Origin of the sequence: Caloramator proteoclasticus DSM 10124 (assembly GCF_900129265.1) — a bacterium.
Classification (GTDB): Bacteria; Bacillota; Clostridia; order Clostridiales; family Caloramatoraceae; genus Thermobrachium; species Thermobrachium proteoclasticum.
Window position 1 is genome coordinate 1 of the sequence record NZ_FQVG01000005.1, and the last position, 20,071, is coordinate 20,071.

18 protein-coding genes, 1 pseudogene and 1 riboswitch are annotated in these 20,071 nt (G+C 31.3%); of the genes and pseudogenes, 14 read left to right on the forward strand and 5 right to left on the reverse strand.

Annotated elements, in window-relative coordinates:
• From BUB63_RS13760 to BUB63_RS02115, 3 genes and pseudogenes are all read left to right on the forward strand, one after another.
• Positions 1 to 192 (forward strand): annotated as a pseudogene (locus BUB63_RS13760) (transposase); the annotation flags it as partial.
• Positions 193 to 438: 246 nt separating this feature from the next.
• On the forward strand, positions 439 to 1,500 hold the full coding sequence (locus BUB63_RS02110) for an HD-GYP domain-containing protein (RefSeq protein ID WP_073247774.1): 1,062 nt from the start codon (positions 439 to 441) through the stop codon (positions 1,498 to 1,500).
• Positions 1,501 to 2,123: 623 nt separating this feature from the next.
• Positions 2,124 to 2,408, forward strand: coding sequence for a hypothetical protein (locus BUB63_RS02115; RefSeq protein ID WP_027307745.1), 285 nt, complete (start codon positions 2,124 to 2,126; stop codon positions 2,406 to 2,408).
• A 15-nt stretch (positions 2,409 to 2,423) separates the two neighbouring features.
• Here the strand turns inward: BUB63_RS02115 and BUB63_RS02120 are convergent, their stop codons facing one another.
• On the reverse strand, positions 2,424 to 3,506 hold the full coding sequence (locus BUB63_RS02120) for a C40 family peptidase (RefSeq protein ID WP_073247775.1): 1,083 nt from the start codon (positions 3,504 to 3,506) through the stop codon (positions 2,424 to 2,426).
• Positions 3,507 to 3,772: 266 nt separating this feature from the next.
• Between BUB63_RS02120 and BUB63_RS02125 the strand changes: the two genes are divergently transcribed.
• From BUB63_RS02125 to BUB63_RS02160, 9 genes are all read left to right on the forward strand, one after another.
• Complete coding sequence (locus tag BUB63_RS02125) at positions 3,773 to 5,812, forward strand: alpha-amylase family glycosyl hydrolase (RefSeq protein ID WP_073247776.1); 2,040 nt, start codon at positions 3,773 to 3,775, stop codon at positions 5,810 to 5,812.
• A 171-nt stretch (positions 5,813 to 5,983) separates the two neighbouring features.
• Positions 5,984 to 7,048 carry an ABC transporter substrate-binding protein gene (locus BUB63_RS02130; RefSeq protein WP_200790126.1) on the forward strand — a complete coding sequence of 355 codons (1,065 nt, stop codon included), beginning with the start codon at positions 5,984 to 5,986 and terminating at the stop codon, positions 7,046 to 7,048.
• An 87-nt stretch (positions 7,049 to 7,135) separates the two neighbouring features.
• A complete protein-coding gene (locus BUB63_RS13700) occupies positions 7,136 to 7,291 on the forward strand; it encodes a hypothetical protein (protein WP_200790128.1) in 156 nt (51 codons plus the stop codon).
• 287 nt (positions 7,292 to 7,578) lie between these two features.
• Positions 7,579 to 8,493 (forward strand): carbohydrate ABC transporter permease, encoded by a 915-nt coding sequence (locus BUB63_RS02135; RefSeq protein ID WP_073247834.1) that lies wholly within the window; start codon positions 7,579 to 7,581, stop codon positions 8,491 to 8,493.
• Positions 8,490 to 9,305 carry a carbohydrate ABC transporter permease gene (locus tag BUB63_RS02140; protein WP_027307748.1) on the forward strand — a complete coding sequence of 272 codons (816 nt, stop codon included), beginning with the start codon at positions 8,490 to 8,492 and terminating at the stop codon, positions 9,303 to 9,305. The genes BUB63_RS02135 and BUB63_RS02140 overlap by 4 nt, the downstream gene beginning before the upstream one ends.
• 155 nt (positions 9,306 to 9,460) lie before the next feature.
• Positions 9,461 to 9,877 (forward strand): secondary thiamine-phosphate synthase enzyme YjbQ, encoded by a 417-nt coding sequence (locus BUB63_RS02145; protein ID WP_073247777.1) that lies wholly within the window; start codon positions 9,461 to 9,463, stop codon positions 9,875 to 9,877.
• A gap of 2 nt (positions 9,878 to 9,879) precedes the next feature.
• Positions 9,880 to 9,996, forward strand: a riboswitch (molybdenum cofactor riboswitch).
• Positions 9,990 to 10,811, forward strand: a complete 822-nt coding sequence (locus tag BUB63_RS02150) for an ABC transporter substrate-binding protein (protein WP_073247778.1) — start codon at positions 9,990 to 9,992, stop codon at positions 10,809 to 10,811. It overlaps the preceding riboswitch by 7 nt.
• 18 nt (positions 10,812 to 10,829) lie before the next feature.
• Positions 10,830 to 11,519, forward strand: a complete 690-nt coding sequence (locus BUB63_RS02155) for an ABC transporter permease (protein ID WP_143290230.1) — start codon at positions 10,830 to 10,832, stop codon at positions 11,517 to 11,519.
• Between the two features lie 4 nt (positions 11,520 to 11,523).
• On the forward strand, positions 11,524 to 12,198 hold the full coding sequence (locus BUB63_RS02160) for an ATP-binding cassette domain-containing protein (RefSeq protein WP_073247779.1): 675 nt from the start codon (positions 11,524 to 11,526) through the stop codon (positions 12,196 to 12,198).
• Here BUB63_RS02160 and BUB63_RS02165 read toward each other — a convergent pair.
• From BUB63_RS02165 to BUB63_RS02175, 3 genes are read right to left on the reverse strand one after another with little or no spacing between them, the layout of a single operon-like run.
• A complete protein-coding gene (locus BUB63_RS02165; RefSeq protein WP_073247780.1) occupies positions 12,178 to 13,272 on the reverse strand; it encodes a Ger(x)C family spore germination protein in 1,095 nt (364 codons plus the stop codon). The two genes, BUB63_RS02160 and BUB63_RS02165, sit on opposite strands and share 21 nt — an antisense overlap.
• Complete coding sequence (locus BUB63_RS02170; protein ID WP_073247781.1) at positions 13,269 to 14,348, reverse strand: GerAB/ArcD/ProY family transporter; 1,080 nt, start codon at positions 14,346 to 14,348, stop codon at positions 13,269 to 13,271. Before BUB63_RS02170 ends, BUB63_RS02165 begins: the two co-directional genes overlap by 4 nt.
• A complete protein-coding gene (locus BUB63_RS02175) occupies positions 14,345 to 15,805 on the reverse strand; it encodes a spore germination protein (protein ID WP_073247782.1) in 1,461 nt (486 codons plus the stop codon). Before BUB63_RS02175 ends, BUB63_RS02170 begins: the two co-directional genes overlap by 4 nt.
• A 317-nt stretch (positions 15,806 to 16,122) precedes the next feature.
• Here BUB63_RS02175 and lysA point away from each other — a divergent pair, with 317 nt between their 5' ends.
• Together lysA and BUB63_RS02185 are read left to right on the forward strand one after the other, a co-directional pair.
• Positions 16,123 to 17,415 (forward strand): diaminopimelate decarboxylase, encoded by a 1,293-nt coding sequence (lysA, locus tag BUB63_RS02180; RefSeq protein ID WP_073247783.1) that lies wholly within the window; start codon positions 16,123 to 16,125, stop codon positions 17,413 to 17,415.
• Between the two features lie 424 nt (positions 17,416 to 17,839).
• On the forward strand, positions 17,840 to 18,574 hold the full coding sequence (locus BUB63_RS02185) for a glycerophosphodiester phosphodiesterase (protein ID WP_423230476.1): 735 nt from the start codon (positions 17,840 to 17,842) through the stop codon (positions 18,572 to 18,574).
• A gap of 318 nt (positions 18,575 to 18,892) precedes the next feature.
• Here BUB63_RS02185 and BUB63_RS02190 read toward each other — a convergent pair whose 3' ends face one another.
• On the reverse strand, positions 18,893 to 19,951 hold the full coding sequence (locus tag BUB63_RS02190; protein WP_073247785.1) for a GerMN domain-containing protein: 1,059 nt from the start codon (positions 19,949 to 19,951) through the stop codon (positions 18,893 to 18,895).
• Positions 19,952 to 20,071: the final 120 nt, after the last annotated feature.

Genomic DNA, 20,071 nt, shown 5'->3' on the forward strand with positions numbered 1-20,071 from the left:
CATAGCCCTACGGGCATAGAGGCTATAGTTGGATTCATGATAATAGCCTTTAACTTAACCCAATTATACTTTTTTAGAAACATTCGAGGATTCAGAGAAAAAAGGCTTTTGCAGATAAATATAATAGAAGATTTGAAAGATGAAATGTTGATAATTATGAATTGGATTAATCCAATTTTTAACACCGCATAGTCGATAATAAAATTGGAAATACAGCTTTTCATTATGATGGGGAGGGGGAAGGTGTATCTATATACATGGCCTACGGCCTTTTTCCCTTCCAAAATTTCAATAAAATAGAAAAAATCTAATTTCCTATAAAGAAAAAAGCTTTACTGGAAATTAGATGCGAAATCTCTGTTATATTTTAATATTGATTTTAATTTTAAAAAAAATTAAAATAAAATTGTGTCAAATTTTGCTATGAGGTGTAGATTAATGAGACTTGTTAACATAGAAAGAGTAAAACCAGGAGATGAGCTTGCACAAAGCATACTTGGAGCAGATGGTGCAATTTTATTAAGAGAGGGAGTTATATTAACAGATACCTATATAAAAAGATTAAAAAGTATAGGTGTAGAGTTTTTGTATATAAAGGATGCACACTTAGACGACCTAAAGGGGCAGGATGCTGAATTTTTACAATTAAAATCTCAAGCTGTAAAATCAGTTTCAACGGTTTTTTCTAAGCTTCAATACAATAATGTAAATGAAGTAAGAAACACAATGGATACTATTTTGAATATTGTAGAGTATTTGCTTGAGAACAAGGATATAAATTCAACCTATTTAATGGAGCTTAAAACCTTTGATAATTATACCTTTATTCATTCCTTAAATACCTGTGTATTGGCACTATTCTTTGGAGTAAATCTTAATTATACAAGGAATATGCTTTTAGATTTAGGTATGGGGGCACTTCTTCACGATATTGGAAAGACAAAAATACAAACAGAGATATTAAATAAAAAGGGAAAACTAACAGAAGAAGAATTTGAGATAATGAAGAAGCATACCATCTATGGATATGACATAGTAAAGAATATAAGATATATCAATGAACGAGGAAGATTGGTTGTTCTTGAACATCACGAAAGATTTGATGGTTCAGGCTATCCGAACAAATTAAAGGGAGAAAATATTTCAATGTTTGCAAGGATAGGCTGTATAAGTGATGTTTATGATGCGATTATAAGCGATAGAGTATATAGAAAGGGATTTTTAGCAAATGAAGCCTATGAGTTTATATTAGGTGGAAGTGGTACCTTCTTTGATGTAGAACTTGTAAAGATATTTAAAAATAATTTTTCAATATATCCCTTAGGTGTATGTGTAAGGTTGTCAAATGGAATTGAAGGATTTGTGGTTGGACACAATAAGGGATTGCCGGATAAACCAGTAGTTAGAATTATTTATGATGAGAAGGGTAATTCAATTCAACCTATTGAAATTGATTTATCAAAACAAACCAATATAACAATTGTGGATGTAATAGTATAGATTACTGTATTTATCACTTAGGCACGAAAAAAGTAATATATAGTGTAGTCCCATAAAAGGATTTTGTAGTAATAAACGAAATCCAGGCTGTTGAAAAAGTTATATATTGATTAGCCCCATTAAGGATTTCTTGGGCATCGGTTCATTTCGCTAATCAATTCTAAGCTTTTCTTTGTTTGAAAAAGTCCTACCCTCGCGATGCCATCGTCCTGATGGCCGCTCGGCTCGGCACGTCCTGTGCCGAATTACGGACTTTTTCAAAGTCGAAAACCTAAGAATTGCTAAAGCTTATGAAAGAACCCATTGAAATCCTTTCATGGGGCTTTTCTTATACTTTAGTTAACAAATGGGTTTGTCAACAATTTGGATTTTGTAGTAATAAACAAAACTCTTTTATAGGGTTTTTTAAGTAGGAACTGTCATATACGTTTAGCAATAATGATTGAATAAAAAAATAAATCCGGAATAAATCCGGATATGGGGAATGAGGGAATATGGAGTTACTTTCCATATTAAAATAACACAAAATGAAGGATGAGTCAATAAAAATTTCATATTTCATTTGTTATAAAATTGTAGCTTACATAATATATTTTAAGAAGAGCAATATTTTTGGTGTTTCTATGCAGGATATAATTATGTTGGCACTGTTTACTGAAGCTATATGGGAAACATTAAAGCTTATAAAAACTAAGGATAAAATTAATTATGATAGAATAGGTGCAACAGCTGTAGGTATTTTAATAGCTATTGCTGCAAATGTTGACATTTTTTCATACTTAGGAAGGCCTCTTACTATTAAATATTTAGGGGCAATTTTAACAGGTATTTTAATTAGTAGAGGTTCAAATTTTATACACGATTTACTTGGAAGTGTTAGCAGTATGTATCAACGAAATAAGCCATAGGAATTTACCTATGGCTTATCTTATACGCTTTATTAGTGTTAATTTTCTTCCTTTAAGTGGTGAAATTTTTACGACGTCACCGGTTCTTGGAGCGTGTACAAACATTCCATCTCCTAAGTAAATTCCAACGTGACTAATTGGGCTATAAAAGAATACTAAATCTCCTGGCTGGGCATCATCAAGACTAACAGTTTGTCCAACTGTTGCCTGTTCTGACGCTCTTCTTGGAAGATTAATACCAAAATGAGCATATACATATTTAACGTAGCCAGAACAGTCAAATCCCGATGGAGTATTTCCACCCCATACATATGGAGTATTTAAGAAATTTAACGCAAATGATACTATTTCGTTGGAGGAGGCTGAAATATTTCCTCTTGAGGTTGATGTAGATTTATTTGTTTTTCCATTTATTTGATTGTATAATTGATATATTTTTGCCTGATATTTTTTCATCTGCTCTGCGTACTGCTTCTTTTTAGACTCAAGCTGTGATATTAATTTTTGCTGTTCTATTTTCTTTTGGTTTATATCCTTTAATTTTTCTTCGTTTTGATATTTTAGTTCTTCAATCTTTGCTTTAGATAGTTCAAGTTCTTTCTTTTTATTGTTTAATTCTTGTATTCCCCTATTGATTTCATCAAGTGCATTAAGGTCAAACTGTATTACTGTTTTTACCATTTCAATTCTTGAAAGTAAATCACTAAGACTGGTAAAACCAAGTATTAATTCTATATAATTTTCCGAACCATTCATATACATATTTTTAATTCTTTCATCAGCTGTCTTTTTTCTATTTTCAAATTCCAGTTGAGCCTTTTCGATTTCTTGTTGTCTTTGTAATATTTCATTATTAATTTTTTTAATCTCATCTTCATTCTTTTTTATTTCAAGGCTAACTTCATAGGCCTCTGCATCTATTTCCTCTATTTTAGATTCTATTTCACCTATTTCCTCTAAAACATCATTATATTCTTTTTTTGTTTCTTGAAGTTTTTGTTCTAACTGTTTCTTTTCTTCTATTGGAGTTGCATAGGATAGGCTTGTACTAAAAATTAAAAATAAAGATAAACCTAAGGCTATTTTCTTTAGTTTCATATAATACCCCCTTTACCACAATTTAAATTATATCATTTTTATCATTTAATTGGTATCAAAAATTAGAGAAAAATTTTTACAAAAGAACCTGAAAGTATTTAATTTGCTACAACAATATAGAAATTATTACATAATAAAACAGCATAAAATTATAGTGGCTCATTCTTAAAAATTTTAAATTTTTCACATAAATGTGTTGTTTTATAAGTCAAAATATTTTATAATATAGTAGTGCAATCGTTTGAACAATTATAAGGAGGCATATTATGAGCAGTTTATTAAAAATATTAAATAGGCTTGAAGAAAATATAGACAAGGGAAAAGAGATTGACTTTAAAGTGCCTGCTATTTGGAATTCATTTGGATACAAAGGTTTAAAAGAAACTAAGGGAACAATATCAGTAAATCCTTATGAATTCTACAGTGAATGTATTAAAAAGACAATACTACCATATTACAAAAAAGAAAATAATTATAGCAATCCACTATCTAAATTAGTAGAGACAAAAAAATGGGACGGATACATAGGTGGAGACTGGATAAAGAAGGCTAATGTTTATGGTATGCAAATAAGAACATCAAGTGCCTATGACCACGATGGAAGTGGAAATCTTGAGCTAAATAACAGATTTGGACTTAAGGACACAGGGACTTTCCTAAAGACAATAGCACTTCTACCACATCTTAAGAGAATGGGAATAGATGCAATATATCTACTACCTATATCCAAAAACAGTATGAGATATAAAAAGGGTGAGATGGGTTCCCCATATGCAGTTAAGAACTTTTTTGAGCTTGATCCAACTTTAAAGGATCCAATGTTAGGTGAAGATATCTCAATAGATGAAGAGTTTAAAGCATTAGTAGAGGCTTGTCATATATTAGGCATAAGAATAATGATAGACATTATACCAAGAACTTCAGCGAGGGATAGTGACCTTATATTTGAACATCCAGAATGGTTCTACTGGGTAAAGATAGATGAGCTTGACACATATGCACCACCTTATGTAGAAGGAATAAAGGCTGGGGATAAGCCATCTGTAGAAAATCTACCGAAGGTTTATTCAAGTGAAAGTGTAAAAAATCATATTAAAAAGTTCTGCCCTGCTCCAAATGTTATAGATGAAAAGAAGTGGAATAGCATTAAGGAAAGATGTTTAAAGGACAAAAGTTTAGATTTCTTTGATTTAATACAACAGGAGTTTGGAATAACTACTGCTCCAGCCTTCTCAGATTGTATAAACGACCCACAACCACCTTGGACAGATGTTACTTTCTTAAGATTATATTTAGATAATCCTGAGGAGTCTGCAAAGTATGTAGATGAAAATCAGCCACCATATATATTATTTGATATAATAAAGGCTAACTTATTCCAAGGAAAGCAAAAGAATTTAGAACTTTGGGAAAGAATAGCAGACATTATACCAAGCTATCAAAGAAAGTATGGTATAGATGGTGCTCGTATTGATATGGGACACGCACTACCAAAGGAATTAGAAGAGATGATTCTAAAAAATCCAAGAGAGTTTGATGAGGATTTTTGTTTTATTGCAGAGGTATTAGACAATAAGGGAGATAAGGCTGCAAGAGAAGCAAATTACAATATGATAATAGGAACAGCTTGGGCAGAAGAACCAAGATTCTATAAGGGTAAGTTTAATAAGCTTGTAGAGGATATGGAAAACCTAAAGGCTCCAATATTTGCAGCAGCGGAAACTCCAGATACACCAAGAGCAGCTTCAAGACTTGGTGGAAAGAAGTTCTCTAAATTTGTAGCAGTAATGAATGCATTTTTACCAAATGGAGTTCCTTTCATAACTTCAGGTTTTGAAATATTAGAAAAACAACCTATGAATTTAGGACTTGATGCTAAGGAAGAAAATAGATTTTTACTTGATAAGAATGACCCATTATACGGAAAGCTTGCCTTCTTTGATAAGTATGCATTACATTGGGAAAACAGTGAAAATGATGAAATACTAAATATATTAGAAGATGTAGCAAATATAAGAAAAGAGTATTTAGATTATATTACAGATATTAATAATTATGTAAAATGCAGATTTGATAGAGAGAATATACTTGCAACTGCATACAAAGTAAATGATGAAGTACTGCTTGTTGTAGGTAATTTAGATTTTGAGGATTCAGTAAAGCTTTCAAAGGAAGATATAGAAAAGGCACTTGGATTTAGTATAGTTTCATTAAAGACAATATTTAAAGATTTTAGGAAGGCAGATAAAGAAGAGAAGGATGTAGTGTTAAAGCACGGAGAAGTTGCAATTTTTGTTGTAAAGTAAAGTTGAAGGGCTGTGAAGTAAGTTTCACAGCCCTTTTTATACGAAAAAGACATACTTTTTTTAATAAAAAAATTAAGAAATTTCAAAATATTGTTGTAAAATTCAAAAAAATATAATAAAATAGATATAGAAAAGGTTTTCTAAACTCATTTAAAAGAGGGGGAGAAGAAATTGAAAAAGAAAAGCTTGTCAATCCTATTAATTCTAAGTCTTTTTATTTCTATTTTTGCAGGATGTTCAAAGACACAACAAACAAATGGACAAGATAATAAGCCAGCAGAAAAATCAGGAAAAATAACAATCTGGGCTTGGGATCCAAACTTCAACATTGCAATTATGAATGAAGCTAAAGCAAGATACACAAAGGATAATCCTAAGGTAGAAATTGAAATAGTTGATATGGCAAAGGCAGACCTTGAACAGAAACTACATACAATGCTTGCATCAGGTGTTAAGGATGGACTTCCAGATATAGTTTTAATAGAGGATTATAATGCTCAAAAATACCTAAAATCATATCCAGGAGCCTTTGCAGATTTGACAGGAAAAATAGACCATAGCAAATTTGCAAACTACAAAGTAGGTCTTATGACAGTAGATGGTAAGGTTTATGGAGTACCATTTGATTCAGGTGTTTCAGGTTTCTTCTACAGAAAGGATATTTTAGAGCAGGCAGGATATAAACCAGAAGATTTAAATAATATTACTTGGGACAAGTTTATTGAAATAGGAAAGGACGTAAAGAAGAAAACAGGAAAGGCAATGTTAGGTTTTGGATTAGACGATGGCGGATTAATGAGAATAATGCTTCAATCTGCAGGACAATGGTATTTTGACAAGAATGGTAATGTAAATATGTCCAACAATGAAGCACTAAAGGAAGCTGTAAAAACATATAAGGCAATTGTTGATGCAGATATAATTAAAAAGACAAGTGGATGGAATGAGTGGGTTGCTGCATTTAACAAAGGAGAATCAGCAGCAGTTGTAACAGGAGTTTGGATAATAGGTTCAATAAAGGCAGAAGCAAGTCAATCAGGAAAATGGGCGGTTGCACCAACCCCAAGACTAAATGTTACTGGTTCAGTTAATGTTTCAAATCTTGGAGGTTCAAGCTGGTATGTATTAGAAGGAACTAAGGGAAAAGATATAGCTATAGATTTCTTAAATAAGATTTATGCTTCAGATAACGATTTCTATCAAAAGATATTAGTAGAAAGAGGAGCAATGGGTTAATATTTACCTGCAGCAACAGGAGATGCATATTCAAAGGCGGACGAATTCTTCGGAGGACAAAAGGTATTTGCTGACCTATCAAATTGGATGAAGAATATACCTTCAGTTGATTTTGGTCTTTACACATATGAAGCAGATGCTGCAATTATGGCTAATATGCCAGATGTTTATTCAGGAAAGATTACAGTAGAAGAGGCATTAAAGAAGGCAGAAGAACAATTAAAGAATCAAATAGGTAAGTAAATATTAAATTGAAAAGAGGAATAATGCAAATTATATGTATTATTCCTCTTTGTGAACTACCCCAACTTATAGAAGTAGTGGCTTCGTGGTCAATACTCAAAGCGGAGCAAGTTATCCCACGCTCAAAGGGCTGTTCCTTCCCCAGATATACCATTTACATGGCTAATTTTAGCTTGGTTTTCGCTATAATAATTGTAGCATTTTTTATATATTTTCGCAACATTCATCACCCACTACAGAAGTGGGCGACTTCTATTGCTGTTTATGTTAAAAGCGAGGTGTTATTAATGCAACTTAGAAAAGCAACAAAATCATACGAAAGATCACTTGATAGATATGGATGGTTATTTATATCTATAGCAGTAATTTTATTAGCAGTATTTATGTTCTATCCTATTATCTATTCCTTGATTTTATCTACTATGTCGTCAAAGGGTATAGTACAAAAGTTTGTTGGATTAGGGAATTATAAAAAGTTAATTAAAGATGAAATGTTTATTAAAGCCCTAAAAAATACATTTATATTTCTAATTATACAGGTGCCTATAATGTTATTATTGGCTTTAATTTTGGCTGCAATTCTAAATGATAAGACTATAAAATTTAGAGGTTTATTTAGAACAGGTATATTTTTACCAGCAGTGACCTCTCTTGTAGCCTATACTATCCTATTTAAAATGATGTTTAGTGTAGATGGATTTATAAACTTAAGCCTTATGAGGCTGCATATAATAAAACAGCCAATTCCTTGGCTTATGGATCCATTTTGGGCAAAGGTAACTGTTATAATTGCAATGACTTGGCGTTGGACAGGTTATAATATGGTTTTCTATCTATCTGGACTTCAGAGTGTTCCAGATGAGTTATATGAAGCAGCCGAAATTGATGGTGCAAGTAAAATGCAACAATTTTTCCACATAACAATTCCAATGTTAAAACCAATAATTGTTTTTACAACTATAATGTCTACAATAGGTACGCTTCAACTATTTGATGAACCTATGAATCTTTCACAGGGTGGCGTAACAGGTGCAACTACTGGACCAGGTAATTCTTTACTTACATTATCGGTTTATATCTACAACTTGTGTTTTAAGTATATGCCAAACTTTGGTTATGCGGCAACAATTGCATATGTCATAGTTTTCATAGTCGCAATATTAAGTTTTATTCAGTTTAAAGTGGCAGGTGATAAAGAATGAAAAAAATTAGATTATCAAGGATAATTATATATCTGTTTTTAATTTTAATGTTCCTTATTTCTGTTTTTCCATTTTATTGGATGATTGTAGGTATGACAAATTCAGCTGTAGATGTTATAAAGGGAAAAATGACCTTTGGGAATCAATTTTTTCATAATGCAAAGGTATTATTTAGTAATTATGATGTAAAAAGAATCTTCTTTAATTCAATAAAGATATCTACATTAACAGTTCTTGGTTCCTTAGCTATATCTTCAATGGCAGCCTATGGATTTGAATTTTACCCCTCTAAAGCAAGGGAAAAAACCTATGCCATTATACTTTTATCAATGATGGTTCCCTTTGCAGCCTTAATGATACCTCTATTTAGATTAATAGTTAAGCTTAATCTTTTAAATACCCACAGAGGATTAATTCTTACATCTTTAGCATCGGTATTTATAATATTCTTCTTTAGACAAAGCTTTAAGAGCTTTCCAAAGGAAATAATACAGGCTGCAAGAGTAGATGGAGCAGGTGAGTTTAAAATATTTACTTCTATTGTTGTGCCATCTATGAAATCAACCTATGCAGCAGCTGCTATTTATTCATTTATGACAAGTTGGAATGCTTACCTTTGGCCACTTATAATACTTCAAAGCGACAAGCAAAAGACGATGACGCTTTTAATTTCATCTATGTCGTCGGCATATTTTCCTGAGTATGGAGCAATAATGCTGGCAATAGTAATTGCAACATTACCTATGATTATAATTTTCTTTACATTGCAAAACTATTTTGTACAAGGTATGACGGGTTCATTAAAACAGTAATAAATTTTAATATTAATTTTTAGCCCTATTAATGGATTTTTGGTAAGTATTTATTTTTTGTATCTATAAACAATTATAAAATCCATTAATGGGGTATTTTAAACTTTGTAAATTTAGTAAAATAGAATATATAGAATTAAAAAGGAGGGGTTATTGTGAAGAGTTACAGAAAAGAACTTTGGTTTGAAATACCAAGAAGAAGAGGTTTTGTCAACATAACACATACTCTTCTGGATTGTGTTAGAGAAAGCGGCATAAAGGAGGGGCTTCTTCTCTGTAATGCAATGCATATTACAGCAAGTGTTTTTATAAATGACGATGAATCAGGATTACATCACGACTTTGAGGTTTGGCTGGAAAAGCTTGCACCAGAAAAACCCTATAGCCAGTATAAACACAATGGATTTGAGGATAATGCAGATGCACATTTGAAAAGAACTATAATGGGTAGAGAGGTTGTTGTTGCAATAACTGATGGTAAATTAGACTTAGGGCCTTGGGAGCAGGTTTTCTATGGTGAATTTGATGGTATGAGAAAAAAACGTGTTCTTGTTAAAATAATAGGAGAATGATATAATAGGTATAGCTTCGAGCTGAACATCCTAAGGCTTTGCTATGGATGACAGCCGATAGGGTATATTTGGAAACGAATATGCCTCCCATATAGGAAAGGAGTTGTATATATTGAAAAGACGTTTATCATTATATTTTATATTTTTAATTTTATTGATTACTATATCCTGCGGAAAACAAGTTAATAATAGGGAGATTATATTAGCAACCACAACAAGTACTCGTGATTCAGGTCTTTTAGATTACATACTACCAGAGTTTGAAAAAGAATATGGTTATAAAGTTAATGTGGTTGCAGTAGGTACAGGACAAGCAATTAGACTTGGTATGGATGGTAATGCCGATGTGCTTCTAGTTCATTCAAAGGAAGATGAAGAGAAGTTTGTGAGGGAAGGATACGGTATTGAACGTTTTGATGTTATGTATAATGATTTTGTAATATTAGGACCAAAGGATGATAGAGCACAGATTAAAGGAATTTCTACTGCAAAAGATGCACTTAAAAAAATCTATAGTGCAAAGGCAGAGTTTGTTTCAAGAGGTGACGAATCAGGTACTCATAAGTTTGAAAAGAGGCTTTGGGAAAAAATAGGGATAAATCCTCAGGGTGATTGGTATGTAAAGGTAGGAAAAGGGATGGCAGAAACTCTTTTAATGGCAAGTGAGAAAGGAGCCTATACGATATCGGATAGGGCAACATATCTTACATTAAAGGAAAAATTAGATTTAGAGGTATTAGTAGAAGGAAAAGAGGATTTAAAAAATCAATATGGAGTTATAGCTGTCAATTCAAGTAAAAACAGCAGAATAAACAAGGATGGAGCACAGTGTTTTGTAGAATGGATTTTATCAGAAAAGTCACAGAGGCTAATTGGTGAGTTTGGAAAAGAAAAGTTTGGACAGAGTTTATTTATACCTAATGCCAAAAAGTAAAAGAAGGAGTTGTTTTTATTGAGGTCTATTTGGCAGGGAACTGTAGGTGCCTTTAATTTGATATTAGGTTTTGATAGAAACATAATTGAGATAGTTCTACTATCTCTTTATGTTTCTTTTATGTCAACAATTATATCAAGTGTTATTGGTATTTTTTTATCACTATTTATTACAATTGAAGATTTTAAATTTAATAAAGGCTTAAAGGGAATAATAAATACATTTATGGCTATTCCACCTGTTGTTGCAGGGCTTTTAGTATATATTCTCTTTTCAAAAAGGGGACCACTTGGAAGTTTAGGACTTCTCTTTACACCGACTGTTATGATTATAGCTCAAATAATAATTATAGTTCCACTAATTGCAGGCACAGCTATAAATATTGTAAATACCAAAGGAAGTATAATATTGGAGGAACTTAATAATTTAAATGCCGATAAAATAAGTAGGTATATCTTACTTTTTAGAGAGCTTAAGTTTAATATTATAGCAACTGTATTTTTAGGTTTTTCAAGAGCGGTATCAGAAGTTGGTGCAGTTATGTTGGTTGGTGGTAATATAGAACACAAAACCCGAGTTATGACTACTTATATAGTACTACAAACTAATATGGGTAATTTTGAAGAGGCAATTGCTGTTGGTATAATACTTTTATGTATATCATTTTTAGTTAACCTATTAATATCAAATTTAAATAGGGAGAGTTAAAATAATGGAGGTTTTAATAAGGGATTTAGTATATAAAAAGGATGGATTTTATTTAAATATAAAAAATTTATCCTTAAAAAATGCTAATATATATGGAATATTAGGCCAAAATGGTTCAGGTAAAAGTACACTTTTAAGGATATTAAGTGGTAATTTAAAGGGATATGAGGGTAAAGTGGAGTTTTGTGAAGATGAAAATAAAATTTATAACAATATATCTGTCTTATCACAAAAACCCTATCTTTTTAACTGTTCTGTTGAAGATAACATAAAAATGAGTATAAAGTGGGCAAATACAAGTTTAGATAAATTAAGTGAAATAGTTAAGATGTTAAAATTAGAAAATCTATTAAAAAGAAATGCCACAAGTTTATCTGGAGGAGAAATGCAGAGGGTTGCAATTGCAAGGGTAATTGCTCAAAGTAAGGGGCTTATGCTGTTTGACGAACCAACAGCAAGTATAGATCCTAAAAATACAAGAATAATAGAAGAGGCTATTTTAAACAGCAAAAAAGATGATAGATGTATTGTTGTTGTAACACATAACATCTATCAAGCAATAAGACTATGTGATAGGATAATATTTATGAATATGGGGAGGATTGTAGAGGAAATTGACAAAGCACACATACAGGAAAATGAAATAATAAGGGAATATCTACTTCATACTTCTTCCTAAGTCAACAAGTATAACCTTTACCTTTACATTTATTTGAGCCCTTTGAAATTCTTCATCTGTTAAAAGGGGGCTGTGCTTACCTAACTTTGCAGCAGCATATTTTGTAATATCAAAACAGTCTATTTTATACTTATTTTGTACCTTTTCGATTGTTTTATTAAGTTGCTCTGTAATATATTCCTCAAAGGTCCTTTCAATCTCCTTTGCTTCCTTTGCGGTAATTGCAGTGTTATGTATAGTATCGGTTTTTAAGTTGCCCTTTAATGTTATGTTTATTGTATAAATAAGCTTATCATCATAATCAACTTCTACGTTTACATAATTTTTTGCTTTAATGGTATAACATATTTTAGGATTGTTATCCTTTATTATGCTTATATATCCATCGCTTTTTCTACTTCTTATCATATTTATATAAAAGGCTTCCTCTAATGGAATAATATGTTTTAGTTTAGCACCATCAAATACACAAATCCCAGCAATTTTAGGCTTCCCCTTATCATCAACTATATATGGAAGTATTATTCTTCTACCTGTTTGATGATACATAAACAAAAGTTCTTTTATGGTTACTTCTTTTGGGAAAAAATTTGCTAAATATGAAAATTTTAATATGCCTGATATTGCCTCAGACATACTTGTATTATCAATGGGAACCATACTAAAAAAGTGTTTTGTATCACCTTCTGTTATACAAACATAGGCGATTTCATTTCTATTCTCATTTCTAACTAATGTGTCAAGTAAATCCTCTATTCCATATTCTGCCCATTCTCTACTAATAAGGTATAGTTTTTCTGTTCCAACTAAAAATTTTTTACTCATTACTGTTTGCCTATCGTTTATAGTATTATAAATTGTTTCGGCGATACCAGGAGATATAAGCCTTTCAACTTCTCCATCACCTTTAAATACGAACATCTCGATAGGATCAACTATTTTTTTTTGACCTTCTTTTTGAACGTCGTACCCAATCCCAATAATTATTGATAGATTTTCAATAGGTTCCATTTCATAGCATCCTGTAAAAGTAGTTAATGCAATTAATAAAATTATAAGTACATTTCTTTTCATATACCCTTCATCACCTTTAGTTTAGATAGTATAGCCGTTATAATAGAATATAAAAGTACAATATATACAATATATGGTATTGTGTTGTCAAGGAATACATTTCTTCCGTGTTCAGGTATCATAAAAATTGTAAACATCATAACAAAGGGCCAAGTAATAAGGCAGCTTTTTTTATAGGGGATATGGGTAAGTCTTGAAAAGGTATGGGCAATAACAAAGTAATCACAGGCCAAAATCTTCAAAATAATACCACTCCAAAGGAAGATGAATACTATTTTAAAATCAGATATTATGCTAATTTCTATAGTCTCCATTATAAAAAGCACAGGATAATATATTTTGGTTGTAAGTTCAAACCCAAGGTAGTAAATGGTTAAAAAAGTTAAAGAAGTATATATTAGTGCTATAATTATGGAAGATATAAAACCTGCGTTTTTTATAGTTTTTTTGCTAACAACATAAGGTAATATAAAAAATGAGATTTCTATTCCTGCATAGGAGTAAAAGGAGGCAGGTATAGATGATATAATTTTTTCAAAAGAGGATATAATGGGAAGAATATTAGTTGTATCTCCTTTTTTAATTGTAAAGAGAGGAAAAAGAAAAAGCATTGATGAAAAATAAAATACAATTTCAGACAGCCTTCCTAATGATTGAAGCCCAAAACTTGCTGTAAAAACAATTGTTAAAGAAACTACTGTAACAATCATTGAGGGGGGAAGGAAAAAAGAAATTTCCTTACTTAAAACATTAAAAAATCCTGACAAAACAGAAGATGCATAAATGGTTAGAGTTAACATAAAAAATATAAATATAATTTTAGTAAAAAATTTACCATATATCCTTTCGTTTAGGGTATAAAAGTCAATAAAACCTAAATTTTTATAAGATAAATAGGCACAGTAGGTTATTGTCAAAGGATATATGCATCCTATAAACATAGAAATCCATCCACTCTGTTCTGCCTTTTGGCAAATAGAATTTGGAGCAGAAAGAATACCAATTCCAACAACAGCACTTATTAGGATAAATATATATTGCCTCTTGGTAATTTTATTTTCAATTACTTTACTCATATTTTACCCTTCTTTATTTTTAAACTTTTAGGCTTTCTAAGTATTTTATCTAATGGGAACCTAATTACGGTATCTTTAAGGTCAGAGTAATTAAGTGGTGCAAAGGGAGCAAAATAAGGTATTCCAAAGGAGTTCATATTAATAAGTATTATTACTATAAGGTAAAATCCAAGTATTACACCTAAAAGGCCAAACATATGAGCTAATATTAGCATTGGAAACCTAAGAAATCTAATAGAAAGTGCCATTTCGTAATTAGGAATTAAGAAGGATGCTATAACGGTTGTAGAAACAACAACTAAAGTTGTTGGACTTACCAATCCTGCCTTTGTTGCAGCTTCTCCTATTACGATACCTCCAACTATACCAAGGGTTTGACCAATTGGAGTTGGGAGTCTTAGTCCACCTTCACGGAGAAGTTCGACAGCAATCTCCATAGTTAAAATTTCTAAGAAGGGTGGGAGAGGTATTCCAAGCCTCGAGTTATATATAACCTTAATTAGTTTAATTGGAACGATTGCAGATGTATAGGATAAAACGCAAAGATATATAGGTGTTGCTAAAAGAACAAGTATTGCAGATAAAGTCCTTGTAAGTCTAACAAAAACAGAAGTTAAAATCCTTTGAGAATAATCTTCAAATCCCTGAAAAAATTCGATAAACACTGCTGGTGCAATTAAGGCATAGGGTGCACCAGATATTAAAATCGCAGCCTTTCCCTGAAATAGGTCAGATACAACCTTATCTGGCTTTTCAGTATTTTTAAGTTGAGGGAAAAAACCGTAGGGGAAATCCTCAATAAGCTGCTCTATATAACCTGTACAAAGGATATATGGGAGTTTTTTTATTCTATTTAATTTAAATTTAATAGTATCAAGTACAACAGGATCGATTACTCCATCTAAATAGATTATTGCGGCATCGGCATTGTTTTCAGTTCCAAGAATTAGCCTTTCTATTCTTAGCTTGTTTGATTTCACTTTATTTTGAATGAGTGCTAAGTTTATTTCTATGTTTTCCACAAAACATTCACGACCGCCTCTTAAAGTTTTTTCTATATTGGATTCCTGTATGTTCCTATGAGGTATATCGGAGGTATCGCAAAGTATTGCTTGATTTGTTTTATCTATTAATATCAGACATTTTCCACGCAGGAGTTCTACAGTTATATTGTCAAGGTGTTTTATTATTGTAGCTTCACTTACAGATAGATAGTTTTGCATTATATATTCTGCGGGGTTATCTATTGTTTCTAAGTCTTCCTTTACTTTATTTAAGAGGGGACTTATAATATGTAGCTCTATGGATTTGCGATTACAAAGGTTAGTTACATAGAGTATAAAACATTTTGTTCTTTTATTTATAAGTATTTCTCGTTTTACCAATGTTGAAGAATTAGGCATATAGGATATAATTTTATTTATGTTTTGGTATATGTTTTTGCTGAGATGCTCCATATTCAACACCTCTAATATTTTTATTTAAAAATATAATTGGCTAAAATCTTAAAAATTATGTATAATTCTTATAAGAAGTTTTAAGGAGGATTTTACATACAAAATATCGAATATTGTATATTATAAGTTATAATCACACGATTTCCCGGGAAATATAAAAAAATGTGAAAACCTAATGTAAATAATATCATTTAATTTCGAAATTTAGAGAAGAGGGAAATAATTATAATTTAAAAGTGTTTTACATATGGCTGAATTGATGGGATATAGTGACTTTATAAAATCAATTTGATTTTGAAAAATTTGGAGGGATGAAAATGTTTGGGTATAGAGGATTAACGATGGCAGAGGATGGTATGCTTAAAATATCTGATGTAAGATGTGATTATTTGGTTAAAAAATATGGTACTCCTCTTTATGTTATGAATGAGGAGGAGATATTAGAGAGAATAAGGGATATAAAACAAAATCACATTTTAAAATATAATGGAGTTGCAGCCTATGCAAGCAAAGCCTTTTTAAACAAAGAGATGTGTCGAATAATAAAAAGAGAGGGGTTATGGCTTGATGTTGTTTCAGGCGGAGAACTCTATACTGCAAAATCTGTAGATTTTCCTATGGAAAATGTAATCTTCCACGGAAATAATAAAACCTATGAAGAGCTTAGTATGGCAGTTGAGTATGGTGTAGGAAGAATTGTGATAGATAACTTTAATGAAATAGACATTTTAGAGGATATTTTAAAAGAAAATAAAAAAACAATAGATGTTCAAATAAGGGTAACTCCTGGTATAGATGGCCATACCCACGAATTTATTAGAACAGGTCAGGTGGATTCAAAATTTGGTTTCCCAATGCACGATGAAAGTGCATTATATGCTGTAAAGAGGATATTAAATTCAGAAGGTTTAAATTTAAGGGGTGTGCATGCCCATATAGGTTCACAGCTACATCAAAATAATATATATAGGCTTGAAGTTGAAATACTTGCAAAGTTTGTAGGGGATATTAAGAATTTATTTGGCTATGAAATTGATGAAATAAATTGTGGAGGCGGATTTGGTATATTTTACAATGAGGAGGATAAGCGATTACCAATTAGCTTTTTTACGGATGTAATCCACGAAGCAGTAGATGAGTTTTTTAATAAATATAATCTTAAAAAACCAACTGTTTTTATAGAACCAGGAAGATGGATAGTAGGAGAAGCTGGAGTTACTTTGTATAAGGTAGGTGCAATAAAAGATATTAAAGGAGTTAGAAAATATGTTAGTGTTGATGGTGGTATGACTGATAATATAAGAACAGCCCTTTATTCTGCAAAATATACTGCAGTTGTTGCAAATAAATTAAATATTGATGATAAAGAGGTTGTAACCATATGTGGTAAGTGCTGTGAATCAGGGGATATTTTGATAAGGGATATAAGTCTTCCTAAATTAGAAAAGGGGGATATACTTGCAGTTTTGAGTACAGGTGCCTACAACTATTCTATGGCAAGCAATTACAATAGAATTCCAAGACCTCCGGTTGTTATAGTTAATAATGGAAAAGACAGATTAATTGTAAAAAGGGAGACCTATGATGATATTTTAAGAAATGATATATAAAGATATATGCTCTATAGATAATTATTTCATCTATCAAGCTGTTGAAAAAAGTTATATATCGATTAGCCCCATAAAGGATTTTAAGGCATTCCTTCATTTCGCTAATCAATTCTAAGCTTTTCTTTGTTTGAAAAGTCCTACCCTCGCGATGCCATCGTCCTGATGGCCGCTCGGCTCGGCACGTCCTGTGCCGAATTACGGACTTTTCCAAAGTCGAAAAGCTAAGAATTGCTAAAGCTTATGAAAGAGCCTTTTTAAATCCTTTCACGGGGCTTTTTAATACTTTAGCTAACAAACAGTTTTGTTAACAATTAGCATAGATGATTATTTCATATATGGAGCTTTTATTTACTAATTTTTAATCTGCAAATAGAGGAATTTTAATTTTTATGAAGAATAATTACAAAATAAGGGGGTGGGTTTCTTGATTAATTTTGCTCATAGGGGTGCAAGTGGTCGTTATCCAGAGAATACAATACTTGCCTTTGAAAAGGCACTTGAGTTTGGAGCAAATGGAATAGAGACTGATGTTCAAATGACTAAGGATGGAATACTTGTTTTAATGCACGATGAGATGGTAAATAGAACTACAGATGGAATAGGTTTTGTAAAGGATTATACCTTTTCTGAAATAAAAAAGTTAGATGCAGGTTCTTGGTTTTCTAAGGAGTATCTAAACGAAAAGGTTCCATCTGTTGAGGAATTGTTGCTTCTTGTTAAGGGGAAAAAGGTGGTTGTAAATTTTGAAATTAAAAATACTATAATTGAGTATGAGGGGATAGAGGAGAAACTTTTAGACCTAATTTATCGTTATGGTATGCAGAAAAATGTTATTATATCAAGTTTTAATCATTATTCTGTTGTAAGGGTAAAGAAGCTCTCAAGTGAAATAAAAACAGGGTTATTATATATGGAAAACCTATATTGTCCAGAAAAGTATGCAAAATATGTAGGTGTAGATGCACTTCATCCCTATTTCTATTCTCTTGGAAAGGATGTTGTAGGTCAAATTAAAAAGGAAGACATAATGATAAATACCTTTACGGTAAATGATACAAATTATATGAAGTATTTGATGAGTATTGGGGTAGATGGGATTATAACAAATTATCCAGAAAAGCTAAATAAGTTGATGATAAACCAAAGAGAGGCATCATAGATGCCTCTCTTCAGGTTATTGAAAAAGTTATCTTTTAATTAGCCCTATGAATGATTTCTTGGGCATTCGTTCATTTCGCTAATCAATTCTAAGCTTTTCTTTGTTTGAAAAGTCCTACCCTCGCGATGCCATCGTCCTGATGGCCGCTCGGCTCGGCACGTCCTGTGCCGAATTACGGACTTTTTCAAAGTCGAAAAGCTAAGAATTGCTAAAGCTCACTAAAGAGCCCATTGAAATCCATTCATAGGGCTTTTTCATAATTTAGCTAACAAGTAGTTTTGTTAACAATCTCAAAGAGAGGCATCATAGATGCCTCTCTTACTTTATCTCGTATATGTTTTTATAATCTACATAGAAAACCTCATTTTCTGTTATTGCTATATGCCCTGATTCATAGGGCTTTCCATCAACTGAAATATAAACTTTATCAACATTATAGTAATCACCAAGTGTATTTACAAGGCTTTGCAATATCATTGATTCTAATGAGGAACCTGCATTCATCTCCTCGATGAATTTACTGTTAACATCTACATATACCTTGTTTTGACTGTTGTTAAAGTAAAGTTTGTTTATTTTTGTATTTGGCCCAAAAACTTTATTCAAATCTTCCTTTGGAGGGTTTTTTAAAAATTTTTCTATTGTGGTATTAACATTTTCATTTGTATAGAGTAAAACCTTTTCAGCTTTAAAGGCAAGTTTTTCGTTATTGAAATCTGGATAATAGAATTTTATTGTTTGGACATATGGTACATTGTAAGTTATCTTTTCAAGATTGCTCTCTATCGATACATCTCCGCTTTTATAAACTGTTTTTACAAGACCAACATTTTTTACATAGTAGTCGAAATTTTTATAGTCGTTTCCTTCTGTGGTAACTTCTATAGCTGTATATTCTCCACTTGGGGTAGTTATTTTTGCTTCTGTATTTGAGATATACCTCTTTAATCCATCTTTTGTTGTCCAAGTTGTTCCCTTTTCTATGGGCTCCTTCAATAGAATGTCATAGTTTGAATTCGTAGATGAAAGCAGATTTTCCTTATAGTAGTATTCTTCTCTTGAAGATATTAATCTTAATTCTCCATTCTTTATTTCATACACCTTTGATAGCGTAGTTCCAGGGTTTACATCTCTTATTTGTATCCTATCTCCTTCAATGTAGTCTACATAGGTTTCGTGCTCGGCATATTCATTACCAATACCTTGATATTTCATAAAAACGTTTTCTTTAAAGGGGAAATAATCTTTAACTGTAAGTTTGGTGTTATCTTTAGGTGTTGTATCTGTAGGTTTATTAGATTTTGAGCAGGATGCAAAAGAAGACAATATTAAAACACTCGATATAGCAATACAAATAATTTTTTCAATCCTTTTCATATTATCCCTCCAATCTTTGTATATTTTTATTATACAATAAATGAGGTTAAAAAATATATATTTATTGATTACAGAATAGTAAAATTTAGAAGATATGCTTTTTATATTTTAAAAAATATA

What these genes read in the sequence shown, in the direction of transcription:
- BUB63_RS02110 (WP_073247774.1), top strand. Translation starts at nt 439, where the DNA reads ATGAGACTTGTTAACATAGAAAGAGTAAAACCAGGAGATGAGCTTGCA.
- BUB63_RS02115 (WP_027307745.1), top strand. Translation starts at nt 2,124, where the DNA reads ATGCAGGATATAATTATGTTGGCACTGTTTACTGAAGCTATATGGGAA.
- BUB63_RS02120 (WP_073247775.1), bottom strand. Translation starts at nt 3,506, where the DNA reads ATGAAACTAAAGAAAATAGCCTTAGGTTTATCTTTATTTTTAATTTTT.
- BUB63_RS02125 (WP_073247776.1), top strand. Translation starts at nt 3,773, where the DNA reads ATGAGCAGTTTATTAAAAATATTAAATAGGCTTGAAGAAAATATAGAC.
- BUB63_RS13700 (WP_200790128.1), top strand. Translation starts at nt 7,136, where the DNA reads ATGAAGAATATACCTTCAGTTGATTTTGGTCTTTACACATATGAAGCA.
- BUB63_RS02135 (WP_073247834.1), top strand. Translation starts at nt 7,579, where the DNA reads ATGCAACTTAGAAAAGCAACAAAATCATACGAAAGATCACTTGATAGA.
- BUB63_RS02140 (WP_027307748.1), top strand. Translation starts at nt 8,490, where the DNA reads ATGAAAAAAATTAGATTATCAAGGATAATTATATATCTGTTTTTAATT.
- BUB63_RS02160 (WP_073247779.1), top strand. Translation starts at nt 11,524, where the DNA reads ATGGAGGTTTTAATAAGGGATTTAGTATATAAAAAGGATGGATTTTAT.
- BUB63_RS02165 (WP_073247780.1), bottom strand. Translation starts at nt 13,272, where the DNA reads ATGAAAAGAAATGTACTTATAATTTTATTAATTGCATTAACTACTTTT.
- BUB63_RS02170 (WP_073247781.1), bottom strand. Translation starts at nt 14,348, where the DNA reads ATGAGTAAAGTAATTGAAAATAAAATTACCAAGAGGCAATATATATTT.
- BUB63_RS02175 (WP_073247782.1), bottom strand. Translation starts at nt 15,805, where the DNA reads ATGGAGCATCTCAGCAAAAACATATACCAAAACATAAATAAAATTATA.
- lysA (WP_073247783.1), top strand. Translation starts at nt 16,123, where the DNA reads ATGTTTGGGTATAGAGGATTAACGATGGCAGAGGATGGTATGCTTAAA.
- BUB63_RS02190 (WP_073247785.1), bottom strand. Translation starts at nt 19,951, where the DNA reads ATGAAAAGGATTGAAAAAATTATTTGTATTGCTATATCGAGTGTTTTA.